Source organism: Arenimonas sp. (assembly GCF_035312645.1).
Classification (GTDB): Bacteria; Pseudomonadota; Gammaproteobacteria; order Xanthomonadales; family Xanthomonadaceae; genus Arenimonas.
Genome location: NZ_DATGBO010000142.1, coordinates 25,352 through 45,402 on the forward strand (window position 1 = coordinate 25,352; position 20,051 = coordinate 45,402).

Sequence of the window (20,051 nt, forward strand, 5' to 3'; positions counted from 1 at the left end):
ACACCGCAGAAGGCGATCCGCAGCATCGGCGATTTGTGCAGGCAGGCACATTACCGTGCGGGAGCGCTGACGCATACTGCGTGGATGCGCCCTCAAAAAGCCGGCAAACAACCCGCCCTTTTCTGTCTGCTGTTCTGGCTGCTCTCGCCTTTGGTGCTGGCCGATGGCTTGAGCGGCGTGCCGTTGCTGCGACGCTACCTGCCCGAGGATTACAACGCGACGCCACGGCATACCGCGATCGCCACCGATCGCGACGGCCGTCTTTACGTCGGCAACGCGGAAGGCGTGCTGCGCTACGACGGCGACAGCTGGAACCTGATCAGCCTGCCCGGCAAGGCGGCAGGACGTGATCTCGCCACCGGTCAGGACGGCCATATCTACGTCGGCAGCTTCGACAGCTTCGGTTGGCTGACCACCGGCGCCGATGGACAAATCCACTACGAGCAACTGCTGACGGCGTCCGGCCTCGAAGGCCACGATCGCGAGACTGGCATCATCTGGGAAGTGCACCCGACCAGCGAGGGCGTGTATTTCCACGCTGAGCACGCCCTGCACTTCCTCAGCTACGACCACCGTCACGCCAAGCACTGGCCGTTGGCCGACAACGTGCGCAGCTTCTACACCCAGGGCAACACGCTGTATGCGCGCGTCGCCGGAAAAGGATTCTGCCGTTTCGTCGACGGTCGTTTCGAACTCGAGCCCGGCGGCGCCCTGTTCGCCGACCAGGCGTTGCCCGGCATGATCGGCAAACCCGGCTGGCGCCTGCTGGTCGGCAGTCAGGGGTTGTATCGCGCCGACGCCCAGACCATCGCGCCGCTGCCCAACAGTGCCGGCGTGGAACTGCGCGATACCCGCGCCTATGACGTGCTACCTCTTGCCGACGGCAGTTTCGTGGTCGGCACCTTGAATGGCGAAGTATTCCGCTATGGCGCCGATTACGCTCTGCGCGATCGCGTCAACCTCGGCAGCTATGGCGTGCAGGCCTTGGGCAGCGATCGCGAAGGCGGGCTGTGGGCGGCGACCGAAGGCGATCTGATCCGCATGTCGCTGCCGTCGCCGTGGTCGCATTTGGGCAGTGAACAAGGCATCCGCGGCACCGTGCAGGATTTCGAATGGTACGAGGGCGCGTTGTGGGTCGCGACCACCAGCGGCTTCATCAAATTGTCGATGACCCCGGATGGGCTTATCCGCAATGAAATGCCGCATCACATCGACTACGAAGCGTTTGCGCTCGCCGGCACCGATTCCGGTTTGCTGATGGGTTATCGCAACGGCCTGTTCGTGCTCGACAAGAACAGCCAAAAGACGCGCATTCTGTTCCAGGGCGAGCAGGAAGGCGTGTTCGAACTCGCGCTCTCGACCTTCGATCATGACCGCGCCTACGGCCTGAGCGAGAACAGCCTGTTCGTTCTCCAGCGCGTCGCTGGCCTGTGGCATGTCGCGAAACAGATCTCGCTCGACGGTGCCAGCGCGGCGGGATTGCAGGAAGTCGCCCGCGACCAGATCTGGTTCGGCGACACTCGCGGCGGCCCGCAACGCTGGACCTTCAATCACGAAGGCGAGCGCATCAAGCAGGAAGTGTTCGGCGCACGCGAGGGTCTGGAGCTCGATCCCGCCAGCGGCAGCAGCCTGTTCAAGCTCGACGGCTGGATCCATGTGATCAGCGGCGAGCGCGGTTTCCGCTTCGACGGCGAAAAATTTTCCGCCGACGTCGCCCCGCCATTCACCCTCGTCGATCGCCCTAGCGAACTCAGCGTCACCGAAACACCGGTCGGCACTTACGCCTACACCAGCCGACAGCTGTGGCTGCGCGCGACGCCGAAATCGCAATGGCAGCAGGTGCGCCTGCCTTCGCAGCGCACGTCCGGCTTCGGCAACATCCGCTACAACCTCGACGGCACGCTGCGCATTTCCACCTGGAGTGGTCTGCTGCAATTCGATCCCAGCCAGAAGGAAGCCGAGCCGGCACCGCTGCAACTGGGTTTCGAACAGGTCAGCGCCGATGGTCCGGATGGCGACACCTTGCATTTGCCCGTCGTCAGCCAGAGCTCGGTAGTCGAAGTTCCATCGGGCTATCGCATGCACTTCCGCTACTCGATGGTCAGCATGGATAGCGGCCTGCAGTTCCGCTACCAGATCCATGGGTTCACCGACGGCTGGAGCGACTGGACCGATCGCGACCTGTACGTGCGCGCGCTCACTCATGGCGACTATGTGCTGGAAGTCGAGGCGCGCACGCGCAATGGCCGCACCGCCGGCCCGGTCAGCTATCGCTACCGCGTGTTGCCGCAATGGCATGAGCGCTGGTGGGTGCGCCTGCTCGGTGCGATCGCCCTGCTCGCGCTGATCGCGTTGCTGGTGCAGGAGTTCATCCGTCGCCGCACGCAGCGCTATCTGGAAACCAACCGCAAACTCGAAGCGCGTATCGCCGACCGCACCTTCGAGCTCGAAGCGGTCAATCGCAAGCTCGCCGAACTCGCCACCGAAGACGCGCTCACCGGCGTCGCCAATCGTCGTGCGCTGGAGCAGGGCCTGCAGCGCGAGTGGTATCGTTGCCTCGACCAGCGCCGGCCGCTGTCGGTGCTGATGATCGACGTCGATCACTTCAAGCGCTACAACGATACCCACGGCCATCTCGAGGGCGACGTGCTTTTGCGCACCATCGCCCAGCACCTGGCATCGCTGCATGATCCCAAGCGCGAATTGCTATCGCGTTATGGCGGCGAGGAATTCGCGTTGATGCTGCCCGGCGTGCATCTGGAAGAAGCGCAGCGCCGCGGCGAAGCCGTACGCGAAGCGATGCATCGCAACGTGACCGAAACCACGGTCAGTATCGGCGTCGCCGGCTTCGTGCCCAGCGTGCAGGGCGAGCCGAACAGCTTGCTGCGTCGCGCCGACGCAGCCTTGTACCGGGCCAAGCGCGCCGGCCGCAATCGCGTCGAAGTCGATACCGATCCGCCACCGCCGCGCTGAGCCAGCGCCGAGAAATTTACGCCGTGGCGTGTCGACGCTCCCGCAATAGTTGCGCTAAAAACGCGCCGCCCGCCATCACTCCGACAGCGTAAACCCGCTCAGCCGCAGCGGCCCGGCGTCGCGCAAGGCGATCACTGCGGTATGCGCCGGTGATGGCGCGATCCGCAGGAACGACCAGCGCGACGAGGCACCGGCATCTTCCGGCGCAGCGATCAGCGTCGGCGTTTCTTCGGCAGCATCGAAACGCCACGGCGCGAGAAATCCGAAAATCCCCGTGCCCGTACATTTGCAGCTCGCTTCCTTGGCTGTCCACAGGCGCAGGAAAGCGGCGCGCGCGGCTTCGGAAGGCATCGCCGCCAGCGCTGCGGATTCGTCGGTATGAAACCAGCGCTTGCTCAAACGCGCGAACGGCAGTTGCCGATCGACGCGCTCCAGATCGGCGCCGACGCGCGCGCTGCGGCAAATCGCGATCAGACTGCCACCACCGGTATCGCTGAGATTGAAGTCGGGCGCGTCGGCGTGGCGAAGAAACGGCCGGCCCTTGGCTTCGCGGCCGAACAATAATTGTTCCGGTGGCAATCCAAGCAAGGGTGCGAGCGTCTGCCGCAGCATCCGGTCGATGCGTTGCCGGCGCGGTTGCGCTGAAGGAATTTCCGGCCACCAGACCAGCCGCAACTCGTCTGCAGCCAGAGCCGGTGCCCGGGCTGCGATCAGCGCCGGCCAGGGCTCAGACGCTGTCGTCGGGCTCGCCCGGCGACTGCGCCGCGAGCTTGCGCGCCGCGGCCTGTTCGCGCATCAGGCGCAGGTCTTCGGGGCTAAGGATCTGCGCGTCATTGCGCGCGCCGCTGGAAATGCGCGTCGACAGCCAACCCAGGATCCAGGCGAGGCCGAAACCCAGCGAGGCCAGCAACAGGACGATCGCCAACCAGCCCGGCATGGGCATGACGAACATGACGGTCATCAGGATCAACGCGATCAGGAGATAGAGCCAATGCACGGGGCACCTCGTGGTTGCGGGGGAGTTTAGCCCAGCGCTAAAGCAAGGGCGAGAGCAGCCGGGCCACGGCCTCGGCCAGTCGCTGCGGAAGACCGATCCCGCGGTCATGCGGCACTTCGCGGGCTCGTTCCAGATCGCCGGCGAGGATCGTTTCCAGCGCGCCGGCCACACCCTTGTCCTCGAACAATACGCACAGTTCGAAATTGAGCCGGAAGGAACGATTGTCGAAATTCGAACTGCCGAGCACGCAGGTATCGTCGTCGACCAGCAAGGCCTTGGTGTGCAACATCCGCGGATACTCGAACACGCGCACGCCAGCCGCCATCAACTCGCCGAAATACGAACGCGCGGCGGCGGTGACCAGGCGCGAATCGCTGCGCTCGGGCACCAGCAGGCGCACATCAAGCCCGCGCAGCGCCGCCGACGTCAGCGCCATGCGCGCCGCTTCGCCAGGCACGAAATACGGCGTTGCCAACCAGACGCGGCGCTTCGCCTGGCCGATCGCCGCGAGCAGGGTGCGATGGATCGTTTCCCATGGCGAGTCCGGCCCAGCCGGCAATACCTGTGCGGCGATCGCGCCGGCATCCTGTTCCGGCCACAGGCCCTCGTCCTTGGGCACGCGCGAACAGGCGTAGGTCCAGTCTTCGAGAAAAGCCAGCTGCAGCCAACGCACCGCTTCGCCGTCCATGCGCAGATGCAGGTCGTGATAGGCCGCCGCGTTGAAGCGCTCGTTCTCGTCGTCGGTGATGTTGATGCCGCCAGTGAAACCGACGCGACCATCGACGATGACGATCTTGCGATGGCTGCGCAGATTCAGTTTCGGCTGCCACAGGCCGCGCAGACGCCAGCGGATGCGATGGAAAAATCCCACCTCGACACCGGCCGCGCGCAGCGGCGCGAGAAAGCGCTCGCTGATATGCGACGACCCGAGCGCATCGAGCAACAGCCGCACTGTCACGCCGGCGCGCGCGCGTTCGATCAGCGCATCACGCAACAGCGTACCGGTGCGGTCGGGCTCGAAGATGTAGTACTCCAGATGCACGTGATGGCTGGCCGCGGCGATCGCCGCCAGCAACGCGTCGTAGGTCGCGCCACCATCGACCAGCAACTGCACGTGTTGGCAATGACTCGGCGGAAAGCCGCTGCTGCCGAATGCCAGCCGCATCAGCGGGCTGCCCTCGGCAAATAATGCCTTGCGGTCCTTGCCGTCGCCGAGCAGCGAACGCGCGCGCAGACGTTTGAGGCGTTGGCGCTTGATCCGCTGCGGACCGAAAAAATGGTAGATCAGCAGACCGAGTACCGGCAGCAGGGCCAGCGACAACAACCAGCTCACGGTGGCGATCGGCTCGCGTTTCTGCAGCACGATCCAGCCGCCCAGGCCGATCAGATAGGCGAACCAGAGCAGCGGAAGCCAGTAGCTGAAATGCGGTTGCAGGGTATGCCAGAGCTCGTTCATGGCGTCAGTCTAACCACAGCACTGGTGTTGCGAAGATGGAAAGTGAAACGGCGGCCGTAGCCGCCGTTCGCAGGCCATGGAATCGCCGATCAGGCGCGTTTCACCAGACCGATCAGGAACAACACGATCAACGCGCCAATCAATGCGTTGATGATCGCGCCGACGATGCCGCCAGCAATGACGATGCCGAGCATGCCCAGCACCCAGCTGCCGACGAATGCGCCGACGATACCGACAACGATGTTGCCCAGGATGCCGAAGCCGCGTCCCTTCATGATGAGACCGGCCAGCCAGCCGGCGATGCCGCCGATAAGCAAGATGATGAGCAAGCCTTGAATCGACATGTTGGTGTTCTCCGAAGTGGTGGTCCCGGCCTCCGGCTGGAAGCCAGTCGCAACCCTAGCACGGTCGCAAATTCAGGCCGGGTGACGACTTCGTTCAGGCGTCGGGGCGTATTCCATGCAACACCAGCCCGGAATCGTCCGCGCTGTCCCCCGGAGTCCACCATGTCCTTCGTCCTCTACCTGGTTGGCGTGCTCGTCGTGCTCGGCGGCCTGATCTATGGCGCATATTTGATGAACGTCCCGCAGCAATGGATTGTGGTGGGCGCGGTGGTCGTCGCCGGCCTCGGCATACTTTCCGGCGTGGCGCATACACGCTCGCGCGACAAGCCGCAGTAATCCGCTCAGCGTTCGGCGAACAGCGCTTCCGCGCGCTGGAATAGCACCCAGCTGGTGGCGATGTACTTGTCGCCGCCGCGCGGACGGTTGCCGCGATGCGTATGCGTGAAGGCGGTCGGCGCGATCAGCAGCGAGCCGGACCTCGGCACGATCTTGCGCTGCTGGTAAAGAAATTCGGTCTCGCCTTCGCCGAAGCCATCGTTGAGATAGATCGTCCACAGCAAGGTGCGATGCAAGGTCTCGGTGCTGGCGTCTTTCGGATACAACTCGCAATGCCAGTACGGATAACCGCCCTGATCGGCGGTATAGCGCTGCAGGTTGATCGCGCCCGGACGCAGAACCGAGCGCACGACATCGGACAGCGCGGCATCGGTCATCGTGTCGAAATCATCTTCCGTCAGGCGGCGTTGCGTGCCGCTGCGCGCATCGCGAGTCTGCAACATCAGCGGCGCGAGCAGCACGTAGCGGTACTTGCGCAAATACGCCAGCAAGCCGGTGAACATCGCCGCGTTCAATGCCGCTTCGGCTTCGCGCCATTCCGGTTTGCCACTGATGCCGATGTCGCGGCTGTCCTTGAGTTCGGGCAGCACGCCGCTGCCAACGCGACCGGGCTTCGCCTGGCCGCTGCGCTCGAAATGCGCCAGCAGCTGCCGGCAGATCTCCGGCGACAACGCGTTTTCGAACACTTCGATGAAATCCGGCTGATTCATGCTTCGCCCTTCTTCGACGGAACGATCGAAGTACCGAACCGATGCCAGTGACGGCGCGTGCCGCCTGTCGCCAATGCGATCACTTTCCCGCGTCGAACTCGGCGTGATAACGCAGCGCCGCGTTCACTTCGTTCTTCGAACCGATGAACACCGGTACACGCTGATGCAGCCCGGTCGGCACGACATCGAGCATGCGCCCGCGGCCGGTGCTGGCCGCGCCGCCGGCCTGTTCGACCAGGAAACTCATCGGGTTGGCTTCGTACATCAGGCGCAGCTTGCCGCCCTTGTCGCGCATCTTCGCATCCAGCGGATAGATGAAGATGCCGCCGCGGGTGAGGATGCGATGCACGTCGGCGACCATGCTGGCGACCCAGCGCATGTTGAAGTCTTTGCCACGCGGACCGTCTTTGCCGGCGAGAAGATCGGCGATGTAACGCTGCATCGGCGCTTCCCAGTGACGCTGGTTGGACATGTTGATCGCGAATTCCTTCGTCTCGACCGGAATCTGCAGGTCACGCGTGGTCAGCATGAAGCTGCCCTGCTCGCGGTCCAGCGTGAATGCATGCGTGCCGCGGCCGACGGTCAACACCAGCATCGTGCTCGGGCCATAGGTGGTGTAGCCGGCGCAGACCTGGGCGGTGCCCGGTTGCAGGAAGTGCTCGTCGCCGGGCTCAGTGATCCCGTCCGGGCAACGCAGCACGGAAAAAATGGTGCCGACGGAAATGTTCACGTCGATGTTGGAGCTGCCGTCCAGCGGATCGAACAGCAGCAGGTAATTGCCTTTCGGATACGCGTTCGGAATCGGATGCGAGTGTTCCATTTCCTCCGAAGCGAGACCCGCGAGATGGCCGCCCCATTCGTTCGCTTCCAGAAGGATTTCGTTGGAGAGCACGTCGAGTTTCTTCTGTGCCTCACCCTGGATGTTCACGCTCGCCGATTCCGGCGTTCCGGCCTCGCCCAGCACGCTGCCCAGTGCGCCCTTGCCGACTGCGTTGGAAATCGTCTTGCAGGCGCGGGCGACGACTTCGATCAGCAGGCGCAGGTCGGCATTGATATGGCCGGCGTGTTGCTCCTGGATCAGGAAGCGGGTCAGGGAGATGGGCTTCATGCACGCCTCGTCGGGTCGGGAGGGCGATAGTGTAGCGTGCGCTCCGCGCATGGTCCTGACCCGCGCGCAGCGCCAGCGACCTCAGATGATCTGCAGGGTGATCGCCTTGAGCACGGCGCGGGTGCGGTCGCGGGTGCCGAGTTTGTCGAGGATGTCGGAGACGTAATTCTTCACCGTGCCTTCGGACAGGAATACCGCCGTGGCGATTTCGCGATTGGAATAACCGCCGGCGAGCAGGCGCAGGATGGCGACTTCGCGTTCGTTGAAGGTGTCGGTGGGCGGGCTTTGGTCGCGGAAGGCGTAACGCGCGCGCACTGGATCGGTGGCAACCGGCGCGAGCAGGGTTTCGCCGCGTGCGACGCGGGTGATCGCGTCGAACAAGTCCTCGGGCGAGGCATCCTTGAGCAGAAAGCCCTGGGCTTTCGCGGCGCTGGCGCGCAACGGCAATTCGCTGTCGTCGAAGGTGGTGAGCAGGATCACCGGCGTCTCGTCGCCGCGTTCGCGCAGGCGCGCCAGCATCGCGAAACCATCGGTGCCGGGCATGCGGATGTCCGACAGGATCACGTCGACGCGCTCGTCAGCGAGCGCGGCAAGCAAGGCTTCGCCATCCGCGGCCTCGACGCAGACCTGCAACGCGTCGAAGCTCGTCAGCAACGCCTTCAGTCCGCTGCGCACCAGCGCCTGGTCGTCGGCCAGCGCCAGCCGGATCACCGTGCTCATGCCAGCACCGGCAGCGAGGCCAACAGTTGTACACCGCCAGCGGGACCGCGTTCGATCTGCAGGCCGCCGCCGATCGCTTCGAGACGCTCGCGCATTCCCGACAGACCATTGCCGATGCGCAGCGCGCCGCTACCACGACCATCGTCGCGGATATCGAGAGTGATACAGCCGTCCTTGCGCGCGAGCACGATCCAGATGTTCTCGGCGTTGCCATGGCGCGCGGCATTGGTCAGCGCTTCCTGCACCGTGCGCAGCACCGCCTCGGCTTGGGCGATATCGGCGACGCGCGCGTCCTCGGCCAGTTGCAGGTGCGCGCGCGGTTTCGGAAATGGCGCCGCCAGGCCGGTCAGCGCGGCGCGCAGATCCATGCCATCGTGCAGTCGCATCTGCTGCACGACGCCGCGCAGATCGGCGAGCAATTCGTCGGCGAGCTGCGCGCACAGCCGCACCGGCTCGTTGTCCTGCCAGCGTGGATCACGCGCGAGCACGCTGAGGTTGAGCTTGAGCGCGGTGAGCTTGTGGCCGGCGACATCGTGCAGTTCCCGCGACAGGCGCAGGCGCTCGGAATCGCGCGCCGATTCAGCCAGCAGGCTGCGTGTGGCGATCAGGTCGGCGTGGGTCGCGACCAACGCATCGCGCGAGCGCTCAGCGGTGACCGCATACCAGCTGGTCATCATCGCGAACAACTGAAAGCTCGCGTTGATCATCAGGAAGATCAGCGGCGTCTGGCTCTGCCACCAAGCACGCACGATCAGGTACATCGCCAAGTTGACCAGCACGAACACCAGCGCGAGTTGCCGCGGCCGATAAAGCTGCGCGTTCTGCGCCATCGAGATGATCAGCAGCACCGGGATCGCGGTGTAGCGCGCGCTGGCGATCATCAGCAGGGCCAGCAGGACCTCGATCCAGATCAGCACGCGGCGCTGGCTGTCGCTCAAAGGCAGCAGGACACCGGCGAGAAACAGCAGCAGCACCAGCGCGTGCAACGTGATGATGGTCGGCCATAGCCAGGCCTCGGCGATCACGCCGGTACCACTCGGCGCCGAGCGCCAGATTTCCATGCCGATCGCCAGCCAGGCCACGTAGGCGGCGACGTTCATCGGCTCGATCAGGTTGCGCAGGCGTGTCCACATGCCGCTAGCTTGTGCCCGCATCGCGCTGCGCTCAAGCCATGCGCGCACGAAAGTGACTTCCGGCACCTCGGTTTGGTGACGCCCGGCACCTGATCGCATCGCGATGGCGCGCGAATCTGCAGTCAATTCCCGGAGGCCCGCCATGACTGCGTACAAACTGCTTCTCTCCCTGCATGGTCTGCTCGGCGTGCTCGCGCTGGTCACGTTCTGGATTGGCGGCATGACCCGCAAGGGCAGTCCGCTGCACAAAGGCGCCGGCAAGATCTATCTGCTGGCGATGGTCGCGCTGCTGGTGCCGGCATTGCCGCTGGCGATCCGCATCCTCGTGCTGAAAAGCCAGCTCGGTGGCGTCTTCCTGCTGTATCTGTGGGTCATTGTCGTGACCTCGGTGTGGACGAGCTGGCGCGCCATCCGCGACAAGCGCGATTGGGCGCGTTTCGCCGGACCAGCCTACAAGGCGTTGGCCGCGCTCAATATCGTCAGCGGCCTGGTCGTGCTCGGCATGGGGCTGTTTCTTGCGCAGGATTCGCAGGTGATCTTCATCGCGTTCTCCAGCGTCGGCGTGCTCGGCGGCATCGCGATGCTGCGCTTCACACGCCAGGCGCCGGACAATCCGCGCTGGTGGTTGAAGGAGCACCTCGGCGGGATGATAGGCAACGGCGTCGCCACGCATATCGCCTTCCTGTCGATCGGTCTGCCGAAGATGTTGCCGATGCTGGATGGACCGCTGCTGCACAACGTTGCCTGGCTCGGACCATTGGCCACTGCAGTCGCCGCGCGCATCTATCTTGGCCGCAAATATCTGCCCAGGCCTGTCGCTGCGACCCTGCCCGCCGGCAAGCTCGCCTGAAGGCATCGGCAGCGAGACGGCCGGTCAGGACATGCGATAGATTCGCCATCATCCTGACCGGAGATGGCCGATGCGTACCGCGACGCTTGTTTCGCTGGGTCTTTTTCTCGCTGCCTGCGGGCCGGCGCCGCCGCCAACCGCGACGACCGCGATCGTCGCCGCGCCACCGCCGGCATCGACCAGCGTCGTGGCAGCGGCGAGCAGCGTGGCTGTCGCGGATATCGACGGCGGCGGGCTGGAATCCTTTTTGCAATGCGACGATCGGACGCGGCTCGCGCAACCGATAGCTACACAGGCGGTAAAACTTCTTGCTGATCCGCGCCTGCATTGCCAAGGCCAGGACGCCTCGTCCGATGCCGCGCTGCATTGCACGCCGGCCGAGCCTCTGTCGGTTTATGGCCGTCGTATTTTCGAATTCGACCTCACGCAGTCTGCGAGCGAGCATCGACTGTCCATGCAGGTGCAAGGCGACCGCGCCAGCCTGGTGAGCGATGCGGCCGATGAGACCAAGATCGCGATCTCCAGCGATGCCGAGGGTCGGCAATTCCTCGATCTCGCCGCGCATGGCGGCCACAACGGCGAGCGCCTCGTGTTCGCCGATGGCAAAGACGTCAATCAGGCGACGCTGGACTGCGTGCTCACAGTGGCGGTGGACGCGCCATCGACAGCAACCGCAGCGGCGACGAAGCCACCGGCAAAGCCCTCGCCACCGGCGGCGCCGAAAACCGACGCATCGCGCGTGCTTGGATCGGGGTCGATTTCCGGACAGATCCAATACCCAAGCGAGGCCATACCGCCGATGCATGTCTGCGCGATCAGTAGCGATGGAAAACAATTTTCCTGTACACGCACGACAGTCGATCAGCACGAATACCGGATCGAAAACCTGGCGCCCGGCGACTATCGCGTCTACGGCTGGCTCCACGAAGGCGACATGCGCGTGATCCGCGCCAGCGAAATGCGCTGGTGCATCCGCGCGCCCTGCCCTCCGGGGCCGCCGATCACCGTGGCGCTCAAGACCGGCGAACATTTCGACAAGGCCGTACTCAACGACTACGCCGAAAGTTTTCCGGATATGCCGGCGGAGCCGTAGGAGCGGGCATTCCCGCGATTTTCCGAACTACTCCAGGCAAGTTTGATCGCCAGCAAGCTGGCTCCTACGGGGATCAATCCGCCTCGACGATCTCGCCGGTATCCACGGTCGCCTGTTGCCGCGGGATTTTCGTCTCGCCGAGAACGCGCGAGTAGCCGCTGAAATACGAGGGCAGGCCTTCGGCGCGGGTGTCGGGGCCGTCCTGCAATTCGAAATGCAGATGCGGAAAGAACGCGCTACCGGAAGCGCCGATCTTCGCGATCGCATCGCCCTGGTGCAGGTGTTGGCCGACCTTCACCTGCACGCTGCCCTGTTGCAGATGGCCGTAAACGCCGAACTCGCCATGGCCGTGGTCGATCACGATGTAGTTGCCGAACAGCGACATCGGATCGCTGGCGACGCCGGCCTGGTCGAAGTGGCGATCATCTGGCCGCGTGCCCATCGTCGCGACCACGATGCCATCGGCGACCGCACGGATATCCTGGCCGAAGCCGAACCAGTCGGCATTGCGCTTGAAATCGCCGGCGAACATTTCGCCACTGGCATTCACCGGCACGAAGTCGTAGCTGTAGCGCATGAAATTGCTCTTGAAGCCCATCGCCGCGATCGGTGCGAACTGCACATCGAAGCGACGATGATGGGCGAGGTGATCATGGCCGTCGTAGTTGATGATGCGACCGCGCAGAGGCAGGACGAGATCGTCGGCATTGCGGTAGGCGATCGGCGTCACGTCGAGACTGCGCGTCGTCGATTGGCTGCCGTCGGCATTGGACAGGTCGACGTCGTAGTGCAGGCGCGCGATCGCAAGATCCTTGTCCAGACTCGCAAACGGATTGAACACGGTCAGCTTCGCGCCAGCAGGAATGCTGTGTCCGGCCAGGGTTTCGATGCTCGGGCGAATGCCGTTGCCATCGATGAAGCGACGCAGCAGCAGATGATTCGCGGCGTCGTAGACGCTGAGCTGCACGCGGTCGATATCGAGGGCGACGCTGCTGCGATTGTCGATCAGCAGATCGAAGTTCAGCGCCTGCGCGTCAGGCAGGCGTTCGACGTAAATGTGTCCGGGGCTGGCCGACAACGCGACCGCCAATGCAGGCGCATCGGCGTGGGCCGCTGCGGCGGAAAAAAACAGGCAGAGCAGAAAAAGACAGCGCATGACGATCTCTCAATGGGGATTGAGAGGATGGAGACGGCCAGCTTGGGAAAGGTTGCAGCTTTTCGTAGGAGCGACCATGGCCGCCCCTGCGAACTACACGTCGCCGTCGAGAAGCCAGCCGTCGCCGCTGCCGCGATGGAAAACGCGGTCGTCCGATTGCACCTCACCGGCGGGAAAACTCGTCTGCTCGGCGAGCTGCTGGTAATACGGACGGAAGTCCGGCTCGGTCGCTTTGATCAACTGCTCGAAACTGTCGATCACGAAATAGGTTTTCTGAAAGGTGTCGATGCGATAGCGCGTACGCATGATCCGATGCAGGTCGAAGCCGATGCGATTGGGCGCATCCGATTCCAGGCAGTGGAGGCTCTCGCCTTTCGAACTCACGATGCCCGAACCGTAAATGCGCAGACCGTCGGGCGTATCGATCAGGCCGAACTCGACCGTGTACCAATACAGGCGCGTGAGTTGCGCCAGCGCATCGGCGCCGATGCCATGCGCTTTGACGCCGCCGAGACCGTAAGCCTGCATGTAGTCGGCGAACACCGGATTCATCAGCAGCGGCACGTGGCCGAACAGGTCGTGGAAAAGATCCGGCTCGCTCAGGTAGTCGAGTTGTTCGGGCTTGCGGATCCACCACGTCACCGGGAAACGCCGGTTAGCCAGATGCTCGAAGAAATCCAGCTCCGGCAGCAGGCCCTGCACGCCGATCAGCGTCCAACCGGTCCGGGCCTGCAGCTGGCGATTGAGGTCGGCGAATTTCGGGATCGCGTCCTCGCCCATGCCCATCGCATCCTGGCTGTCGAGGAACTCCTGGCAGGCGCGGCCGACCAGCAACTCGCGCTGGCGCCGGAACAGCGTGCGCCAGACCGCGTGATCGCTGGCGGTGTAGCTGTCCCAGGGCTGCTCGACCACCGCTGTGGTGTAGACCGGCACATGGCCCTTGTCGGTGAGCTGATGTTCGACGCGCTGCGGGGTGGACATGGCAAGGTTCTCGGGCAGGTTTTCTATCAGCGCAAGCAGACGAAGAATATCGCCTGCGCCGCGCAACAGGCTTGCAAATTTGCGGTGATCGGCGGTAAATGCACAATAATCATTGGTATTTATGCGGATTGGCACAACATATGGGCGAACTCCGCCTCGATCGCACCGATCTCGCCCTGCTCGCCGTACTCCAGGTCGAGGGCCGGATCAGCAACAGCGACCTCGCCGAGCGCATCAACCTCTCGGCATCGGCCTGCCTGCGGCGGGTACAGCGGCTGGAAGAGGGCGGCGTGATCGCCGGCTACGCCGCGCTGGTCGACCCGGCCCGGGTCGGTCTCGGCCTGCAGGCGTTCGTGCGTGTACAACTGGCGCGGCACGATGCCGATGCGATCACCGATTTCAGTCAGCGCGTGAATGCCTGGGACGAAGTCGTCGCCTGCCACGCTCTCACCGGCGACATGGACTATCTGCTGCAGGTGGTGGTGCGCGATCTCGATCACTTTTCGCGCTTCCTGCTCGATCGCCTGCTCAACGGCAGCGGCGTCGCCGACGTCAATTCCAGTTTCGTGTTGCGCGCGGTCAAGCAGACGCGCCGGCTCGCGCTCGATCACCTGGCCTGACAAGGAATGGCGATGACAACGACCGCACTGACAACGCCGGGACGCGGCGAAGGACGCCTGCTGTTCTGCGGCGTGATCGCGGCGCTGCTGCTGTCCTTCATCGGCTGCGCCGACCGCCTGACCTGGCTGCTGGAAATCTTCTGGATCCTGCTCGCGCTGCCCCTGCTGATCTGGACCTGGCCGCGTTTTCCGCTGACGCGACTGCTGTGCTGGTTGCTGGCGATCCATGCGCTGGTGCTGATGTACGGCGGCCACTACACCTACGCAGAGACGCCGCTGGGTCTATGGGCAAAACAAGCCTTCGATCTTTCCCGCAACCACTACGATCGCCTCGGGCATTTCATGCAGGGGTTCGTGCCCGCTGTGCTGGTGCGGGAACTGCTGCTGCGCACCAGTCCGTTGCCGCGCGGGAAATGGCTGTTCGTACTCGCCACCTGCGCCTGCCTGGCATTCAGCGCTTTTTTCGAAATGATCGAATGGTGGTCGGCACTGCTTTGGGGCGGCCAGGCCGACGCGTTTCTCGCGACCCAGGGCGATGTCTGGGACACGCAGTGGGACATGTTCATCTGCCTGATCGGCGCGCTGCTGTCGCCCCTGATCTGGGCGCGACTGCACGATCGTCAGCTTGGATTGCGCTGATGCGCTGATGGCTTCGTCGCGGCGCGGAATCGCGGCGACAGGCACGCGATCAGGGCGTGACCAGGTCCAGCATCACGCGGTTGCGGCCGGCGGCTTTCGCGGCGTACATGGCGCGGTCAGCGCGGCGTAGCAGGTGCGAAAACTGCAGGTCTTCGGCCATCAACACCGCCACGCCCACCGATACCGTCACCGCGATGCTGCCGCCGGAAATCTGCATCGGCGCATGCGCGAACGCGTGGCGGGTGCGTTCGGCGGCGGCGAGCGCACTCTGTCCATCGGTATTGGGCATCACCGCGACAAACTCCTCGCCGCCGAGACGGCCGACCAGGTCTTCGGCGCGCAGACTGTCGCGAATGCGGCGCACGGTTTCGATCAGCGCCTGGTCGCCGGCCTCGTGGCCGAACTCGTCGTTGATGCGTTTGAAATGGTCGACATCGATGATCATCATCGCCATCGGCATGCCATGCCGGCGTGCGGCGGCGATCGCGCGCGAAGCGAGGTCGTCGATGGCGCGGCGGTTGCAGATGCCAGTGAGGTAATCCAGACGCGCCGCCGAGGCCAGGTCCTGGTGGCTGCGCTCGGTGCACATCAGCAGGAAACCGACGGTGCTGACCACCGGCAGCAGGCTGCCGAGGCCGTAGGCGACGATCTGCATTGGCGTGACCGCGAATACGCTCTGCACGCTGCCGTGGCCGGAAAGATTCAACCAGGCGCGCACGATCATCATCACCGTGCTGAAAGCGAACAACACCCCGGTGACGTGCACCACGGCATTGAGCGGTTGGCCGCGGCGGTAGATCGCTCGCGCGCTGCTACCCAGCAACACCGCCATCAGGCCCGAGACCCAACCGATGCGCGCCGGCGTGTCCGGATGCACGAGACTGAAATAGCTCGCGACCGCCAGCACCAGCAGGACGATCACGAACAGGCGCGCGCGCCGTTGCGGGCTGCCGTTGAAGGTGCGCAGCGCAATCGCCATGCAGGCGAAGGCGGTGGCGATCAGCAGGTTGGAAAACACCACCGACCAGATTTCGCTGAGCGCGCCATGCAGGCCGATCAGAGTGAAGCCGAGCGGATACAACACGGTGCCGGTGATCCACCAGCGCAGGCTCGGTTGCAGCGAGGTCGCGACGCTGCGCCGGACCAGGAACAACAGCACGCCGATCAGCAACGTCAGGAACGCGCCGAGGAACAGGGCAGTGCGGATGTCGAACGTCCAGCCCATCGGGCGCGCCTGCGAATCAGGAGGATTCGTTGGAATCCGGTGCAATTCCCGGGCCATTTCTGCCCGGGGTTTCTGCGCCAGGCGCCAACTCGGTCACAGATTCACGCTTTGTCCGCCGGAATTCAATCACGGAACCGCTGGTCGCCGACGAAGGGCGATGCCAGAGCACGGGCACGTCTTCGGGTGAGGGCGGCTCGAGTTCCGGATCGGCCTGCGCCGCTTCTTCCTCGTCTTCCCAGCTGTAGCGGCGGCGCGGCGGCGCGGGGTCGGCGCGGCGCCAGACGATGCCGGCGAAAATGCCCATCACCGCGCCCGACAGGTGGTATTCCCAGGACACGCCCAGCTCCAGTGGCAGCACCGTCATCAGCATGCCGCCGAAGAAGAAGAACGCAATCAGCGCCGCGGCGATCGCCGGCCGGTCGCGGCGCAGCACGCCCAGCGTGAAAACCAGAAAGCCGAGACCATGGATCACGCCGCTCGCGCCCAGATGCAGGCCTTCGGTGGCGATCAGCCACGTGCCCAGGCCCGAGCCCAGCCAGATCACCGGCAGCGCCCGCAGCGTCGCCTTCGGAAACACGGTGCCGGCCAATGTGCCGAGAATCAGCAGCGACAGCGCATTCGCCGCCAGATGTCCGACCGAGCCATGCAGCAGCGGCGCGCACAGGATGCCGATCAGGCCGGCCGGCTGCTGCGGCCGGATCGCGAAACGGTCGAGGTCGAACGCGCCCTGGGCGATGAAGATCAGCGCCAGCGCGATCACAGCCGCCATGCTCAGGTTAAGCGCGCGCTTGAAGCGCGCCAACACCGTCGGCGCGGCAGAGAGTTCGGGGTCGTGCTCGGAGTCGGTGGTGTCCATGATGCAAAGATGGGGCGCACCGCCGCCAAGGCAAGCCCAAACCCACCCGCTCGTAGGAGCCAGCTCGCTGGCGACCGCCCGCATATTTCCTGTCATCCCCGCGAAGGCGGGGATCCAGCGACTTTCCATTTCTGACCCTTTCGACGAGCCAAGGAAAAGACACTGGATCCCCGCCTTCGCGGGGATGACGGGAGCAAATGGCGTCGCGGGATCGGCCAAAACCACCGTCATACCACTGCCGAAAAACCCCCACCCGTTACAATGCTCCGATGAACACACCCGCCGCCGAACTCCCCGTCGTCCACCTCAAGATCGAGCGCCGCTCCAACCATCCCTGGATTTTCCAGAAAATGGTGGAAAAGCCGGTCGCCAAGCCCAAGCCCGGTTCGATCGTCGACATCGTCGACAACACCAATCACTGGGTCGGGCGCGGTTTTTACAACGGCCATTCGCGCATCGCCCTGCGCGTATTGACTGAGGATTTCGAGGAGGCGGTCGACGAGGCCTTTTTCCTGCGCAAGATCCGCGCTGCGGTCGCGTTACGTCGCGAGATGCTGCGCCTGGACGAAGTCACCGACGCCTGGCGCGTCGTGCATTCGGAAGGCGATGGTCTTTCCGGCCTGGTGGTCGATCGTTACGGCGACCTGCTGGTGGTCGAATTCTTCTCCGCCGGCGCGTTCCGTTATCGCGAGTGGATCTACAACGCGCTCAAGGAATGTTTCCCCGGCTGTCGTTTCTACAGCTTCGCCGAAGAACACGTGCAAAAGCAGGAAAGCTTCGACTTCCGCTCGCCCGAGCCGCCGGCGCCCAGCGAAATCACCGAGTACGGCCTGAAATTCCGCGCCAGCCCGGGCAGCGGTCACAAGACCGGTTTCTTCGCCGACCAGCGCGACAACCGCGAATTTCTTGCCCGTTTCACCAAGGGCAAACGCGTCCTCGACATCTGCTGCAATTCCGGCGGTTTCGCGATCTACGCCAAGGCGCGCGGTGAAGCCGAGGAAGTGATCGCGATCGATCTCGACGAGGAAATCCTCGAGGTCGCGGAGAAAAACGCGCGACTCAACCACGCGAAAATAAAATTCGTGCAGGCCGATCTGTTCCCGTACCTGCGCGACGCGCAGCAGCGCAAGGAATTGTTCGACGTCGTCATCCTCGACCCGGCCAAGCTCACCCGCGACCGCGACGAAGTGATCAACGCGCTGAAAAAATACAACGACATGAACAAGCTGGCGATGCAGGTGATCCGGCCGGGCGGCATCCTGCTGACCTGTTCGTGCACCGGCCTGGTCAGCGAAGAAGAATTCCTCGACATGATCCGCCGCGCTGCGTTCTATGCCGGCCGCACCGTGCAGATCCTCAAGGTGTCCGGCGCCGGCGGCGATCATCCGTTCATGGCGCACGTCAAGGAAAGCCGCTACCTCAAGGCGGTTTTCTGCCGCGTGGACTGAAAACACCCCTCACCCCAGCCCTCTCCCCGTGAACGGGGAGAGGGAGTCATCTAAACTCCCGCCTCCCTTTTGCAGGATCGCCCGTGGACGAATCCGTCGCCCAGCCCGCGCGCCGCGCCGCGTTGGCTTTCATCTTCATCACCGTGCTGCTGGACATCCTCGCCTTCGGAATGATCATTCCGGTGCTGCCGCATCTGATCGCCGGTTTCCTCGGCGGCAGTTTCTCCAAAGCGGCGGTCTGGTATGGCTGGTTCGCGACCGTCTTCATGCTGATGCAATTCGTCTGCTCGCCGATCCAGGGCGCGCTGTCCGATCACTTCGGGCGACGCCCGGTGATCCTGCTTTCGAATCTTGGCCTCGGCGTCGATTTTCTTTTCATGGCGCTGGTGCAGAGCCTGCCGCTGCTGTTTCTCGGCCGCATCATTTCCGGCATCACTTCCGCCAGCTTCAGCACAGCCAATGCCTATCTTGCCGACGTGACACCGCCGGAAAAGCGCGCGCAGGCCTTCGGCATGATCGGCATGGCTTTCGGTATCGGTTTCGTGGTCGCACCGGCAATCGGCGGCTGGTTGGGCGTGGTGCATCCGCGCCTGCCGTTCTGGATCGCCGCCGGTTTGAGCCTGACCAATTTCTGCTACGGCATGTTCGTGTTGCCGGAATCGCTTCCGCCCGAGCGCCGCTCGGCGTTTTCCTGGGCCAGGGCCAATCCGCTCGCGTCGTTGCGCCTGCTGCGCGGCCATCCGGAACTGTTCGGCTTGGCCAGCGTCCTTTTCCTCATGGCACTCGCGCATGTGGTTTATCCAAGCACGTTCGTTCTCTACGCCGACTATCGCTTCCACTGGGATTCGAGCATGGCTGGCAACACCCTCGCGTTCGTCGGTGTGCTGGCCGTGATCGTGCAGGGTGGGCTGATCAAGCGTTTCATCGCCCGCTTCGGCGAGCGTCGTACCTTGCTGATCGGCCTGGCCTGCGGCGCGCTGGGTTTCACGCTGTACGGATTCGCGCCCGGCGGTTACTGGTTCTGGGCGGCGATGCCGATCGCCGCGCTGTGGGGCATTTCTGGCCCGGCCGCGCAGGCGATCATGACCCGGCACGTTTCCGCGCAGGAGCAGGGTCGACTGCAGGGAGCGGTCGGCAGCCTCAACAGCATCGCCGGTATTTTCGGCCCGACCTTGTTCACGCGTGTTTTCGCCGGCGTCGCGACCGCGTCGGTGCCGATGGCATTCGCCGGGGCTGGCTTCTGGCTGGCCGGCGCGATCGTCGGCCTCGGCGGCTTCGTCGCCTGGCGCGTCACCCGCGGCGAGTAGGCGATGACCTTCGTGGCGCGTAGCATCCAACATTGAACAGGAGATCCGCATGAGCGACCAACCCGATCGCGCCGAGGCCGAAGCCGCCGTCCGTGTATT

Annotated in this window: 19 protein-coding genes and 1 pseudogene; 8 read left to right on the forward strand and 12 right to left on the reverse strand. The window is 64.2% G+C overall.

The annotated features are described in order from the left end of the window. Positions 1-84: 84 nt before the first annotated feature. Positions 85-2,973 carry a diguanylate cyclase gene (locus VKM35_RS12930; protein ID WP_324321473.1) on the forward strand — a complete coding sequence of 963 codons (2,889 nt, stop codon included), beginning with the start codon at positions 85-87 and terminating at the stop codon, positions 2,971-2,973. A gap of 75 nt (positions 2,974-3,048) precedes the next feature. On the opposite strand, the gene VKM35_RS12935 is transcribed toward VKM35_RS12930, so the two are convergent. From VKM35_RS12935 to VKM35_RS12950, 4 genes are all read right to left on the reverse strand, one after another. Further along, positions 3,049-3,585: a 4'-phosphopantetheinyl transferase family protein gene (locus VKM35_RS12935; RefSeq protein WP_324321474.1), complete on the reverse strand. Its 537-nt coding sequence runs from the start codon at positions 3,583-3,585 to the stop codon at positions 3,049-3,051. A gap of 115 nt (positions 3,586-3,700) precedes the next feature. Next, positions 3,701-3,970: a hypothetical protein gene (locus VKM35_RS12940; protein WP_324321475.1), complete on the reverse strand. Its 270-nt coding sequence runs from the start codon at positions 3,968-3,970 to the stop codon at positions 3,701-3,703. Between the two features lie 37 nt (positions 3,971-4,007). Next, entirely contained in the window at positions 4,008-5,426 is a 1,419-nt protein-coding gene (gene cls / locus VKM35_RS12945) for a cardiolipin synthase (protein ID WP_324321477.1), read from the reverse strand. A gap of 89 nt (positions 5,427-5,515) precedes the next feature. Beyond that, positions 5,516-5,770: a GlsB/YeaQ/YmgE family stress response membrane protein gene (locus VKM35_RS12950; RefSeq protein WP_324321478.1), complete on the reverse strand. Its 255-nt coding sequence runs from the start codon at positions 5,768-5,770 to the stop codon at positions 5,516-5,518. A gap of 162 nt (positions 5,771-5,932) precedes the next feature. Here VKM35_RS12950 and VKM35_RS12955 point away from each other — a divergent pair, with 162 nt between their 5' ends. Next, complete coding sequence (locus VKM35_RS12955) at positions 5,933-6,106, forward strand: hypothetical protein (RefSeq protein ID WP_324321479.1); 174 nt, start codon at positions 5,933-5,935, stop codon at positions 6,104-6,106. A 5-nt stretch (positions 6,107-6,111) separates the two neighbouring features. Here the strand turns inward: VKM35_RS12955 and VKM35_RS12960 are convergent, their stop codons facing one another. From VKM35_RS12960 to VKM35_RS12975, 4 genes are all read right to left on the reverse strand, one after another. Next, positions 6,112-6,816, reverse strand: coding sequence for a 2OG-Fe(II) oxygenase (locus VKM35_RS12960; RefSeq protein ID WP_324321481.1), 705 nt, complete (start codon positions 6,814-6,816; stop codon positions 6,112-6,114). A gap of 79 nt (positions 6,817-6,895) precedes the next feature. Then, on the reverse strand, positions 6,896-7,924 hold the full coding sequence (locus VKM35_RS12965; protein ID WP_324321483.1) for a class 1 fructose-bisphosphatase: 1,029 nt from the start codon (positions 7,922-7,924) through the stop codon (positions 6,896-6,898). 81 nt (positions 7,925-8,005) lie between these two features. Further along, positions 8,006-8,644, reverse strand: a complete 639-nt coding sequence (locus VKM35_RS12970) for a response regulator transcription factor (RefSeq protein WP_324321485.1) — start codon at positions 8,642-8,644, stop codon at positions 8,006-8,008. Beyond that, positions 8,641-9,777 carry a sensor histidine kinase gene (locus VKM35_RS12975; RefSeq protein ID WP_324321487.1) on the reverse strand — a complete coding sequence of 379 codons (1,137 nt, stop codon included), beginning with the start codon at positions 9,775-9,777 and terminating at the stop codon, positions 8,641-8,643. The genes VKM35_RS12970 and VKM35_RS12975 overlap by 4 nt, the downstream gene beginning before the upstream one ends. Positions 9,778-9,919: 142 nt before the next feature. Here VKM35_RS12975 and VKM35_RS12980 point away from each other — a divergent pair, with 142 nt between their 5' ends. Then, positions 9,920-10,627, forward strand: coding sequence for a hypothetical protein (locus tag VKM35_RS12980; protein ID WP_324321488.1), 708 nt, complete (start codon positions 9,920-9,922; stop codon positions 10,625-10,627). A 70-nt stretch (positions 10,628-10,697) separates the two neighbouring features. Beyond that, complete coding sequence (locus VKM35_RS12985; protein WP_324321489.1) at positions 10,698-11,720, forward strand: hypothetical protein; 1,023 nt, start codon at positions 10,698-10,700, stop codon at positions 11,718-11,720. 73 nt (positions 11,721-11,793) lie between these two features. On the opposite strand, the gene VKM35_RS12990 is transcribed toward VKM35_RS12985, so the two are convergent. Together VKM35_RS12990 and phhA are read right to left on the reverse strand one after the other, a co-directional pair. Further along, complete coding sequence (locus tag VKM35_RS12990) at positions 11,794-12,876, reverse strand: M23 family metallopeptidase (RefSeq protein ID WP_324321490.1); 1,083 nt, start codon at positions 12,874-12,876, stop codon at positions 11,794-11,796. A 93-nt stretch (positions 12,877-12,969) separates the two neighbouring features. Continuing rightward, complete coding sequence (gene phhA / locus VKM35_RS12995; protein WP_324321492.1) at positions 12,970-13,857, reverse strand: phenylalanine 4-monooxygenase; 888 nt, start codon at positions 13,855-13,857, stop codon at positions 12,970-12,972. Positions 13,858-13,997: 140 nt separating this feature from the next. Between phhA and VKM35_RS13000 the strand changes: the two genes are divergently transcribed. Then, positions 13,998-14,477 carry an Lrp/AsnC family transcriptional regulator gene (locus tag VKM35_RS13000; RefSeq protein ID WP_324321494.1) on the forward strand — a complete coding sequence of 160 codons (480 nt, stop codon included), beginning with the start codon at positions 13,998-14,000 and terminating at the stop codon, positions 14,475-14,477. A 12-nt stretch (positions 14,478-14,489) separates the two neighbouring features. Beyond that, positions 14,490-15,116, forward strand: coding sequence for a DUF2238 domain-containing protein (locus VKM35_RS13005; protein WP_324321496.1), 627 nt, complete (start codon positions 14,490-14,492; stop codon positions 15,114-15,116). 49 nt (positions 15,117-15,165) lie between these two features. Here VKM35_RS13005 and VKM35_RS13010 read toward each other — a convergent pair whose 3' ends face one another. Beyond that, on the reverse strand, positions 15,166-16,341 hold the full coding sequence (locus VKM35_RS13010; protein WP_324321498.1) for a GGDEF domain-containing protein: 1,176 nt from the start codon (positions 16,339-16,341) through the stop codon (positions 15,166-15,168). Between the two features lie 103 nt (positions 16,342-16,444). Next, a pseudogene (locus tag VKM35_RS13015) lies at positions 16,445-17,197 on the reverse strand (rhomboid family intramembrane serine protease); the annotation flags it as partial. Between the two features lie 269 nt (positions 17,198-17,466). Here VKM35_RS13015 and VKM35_RS13020 point away from each other — a divergent pair. Further along, complete coding sequence (locus tag VKM35_RS13020; RefSeq protein WP_324321500.1) at positions 17,467-18,645, forward strand: class I SAM-dependent rRNA methyltransferase; 1,179 nt, start codon at positions 17,467-17,469, stop codon at positions 18,643-18,645. A gap of 83 nt (positions 18,646-18,728) precedes the next feature. Further along, complete coding sequence (locus VKM35_RS13025; protein WP_324321502.1) at positions 18,729-19,952, forward strand: TCR/Tet family MFS transporter; 1,224 nt, start codon at positions 18,729-18,731, stop codon at positions 19,950-19,952. The last annotated feature ends 99 nt before the right edge of the window (positions 19,953-20,051 follow it).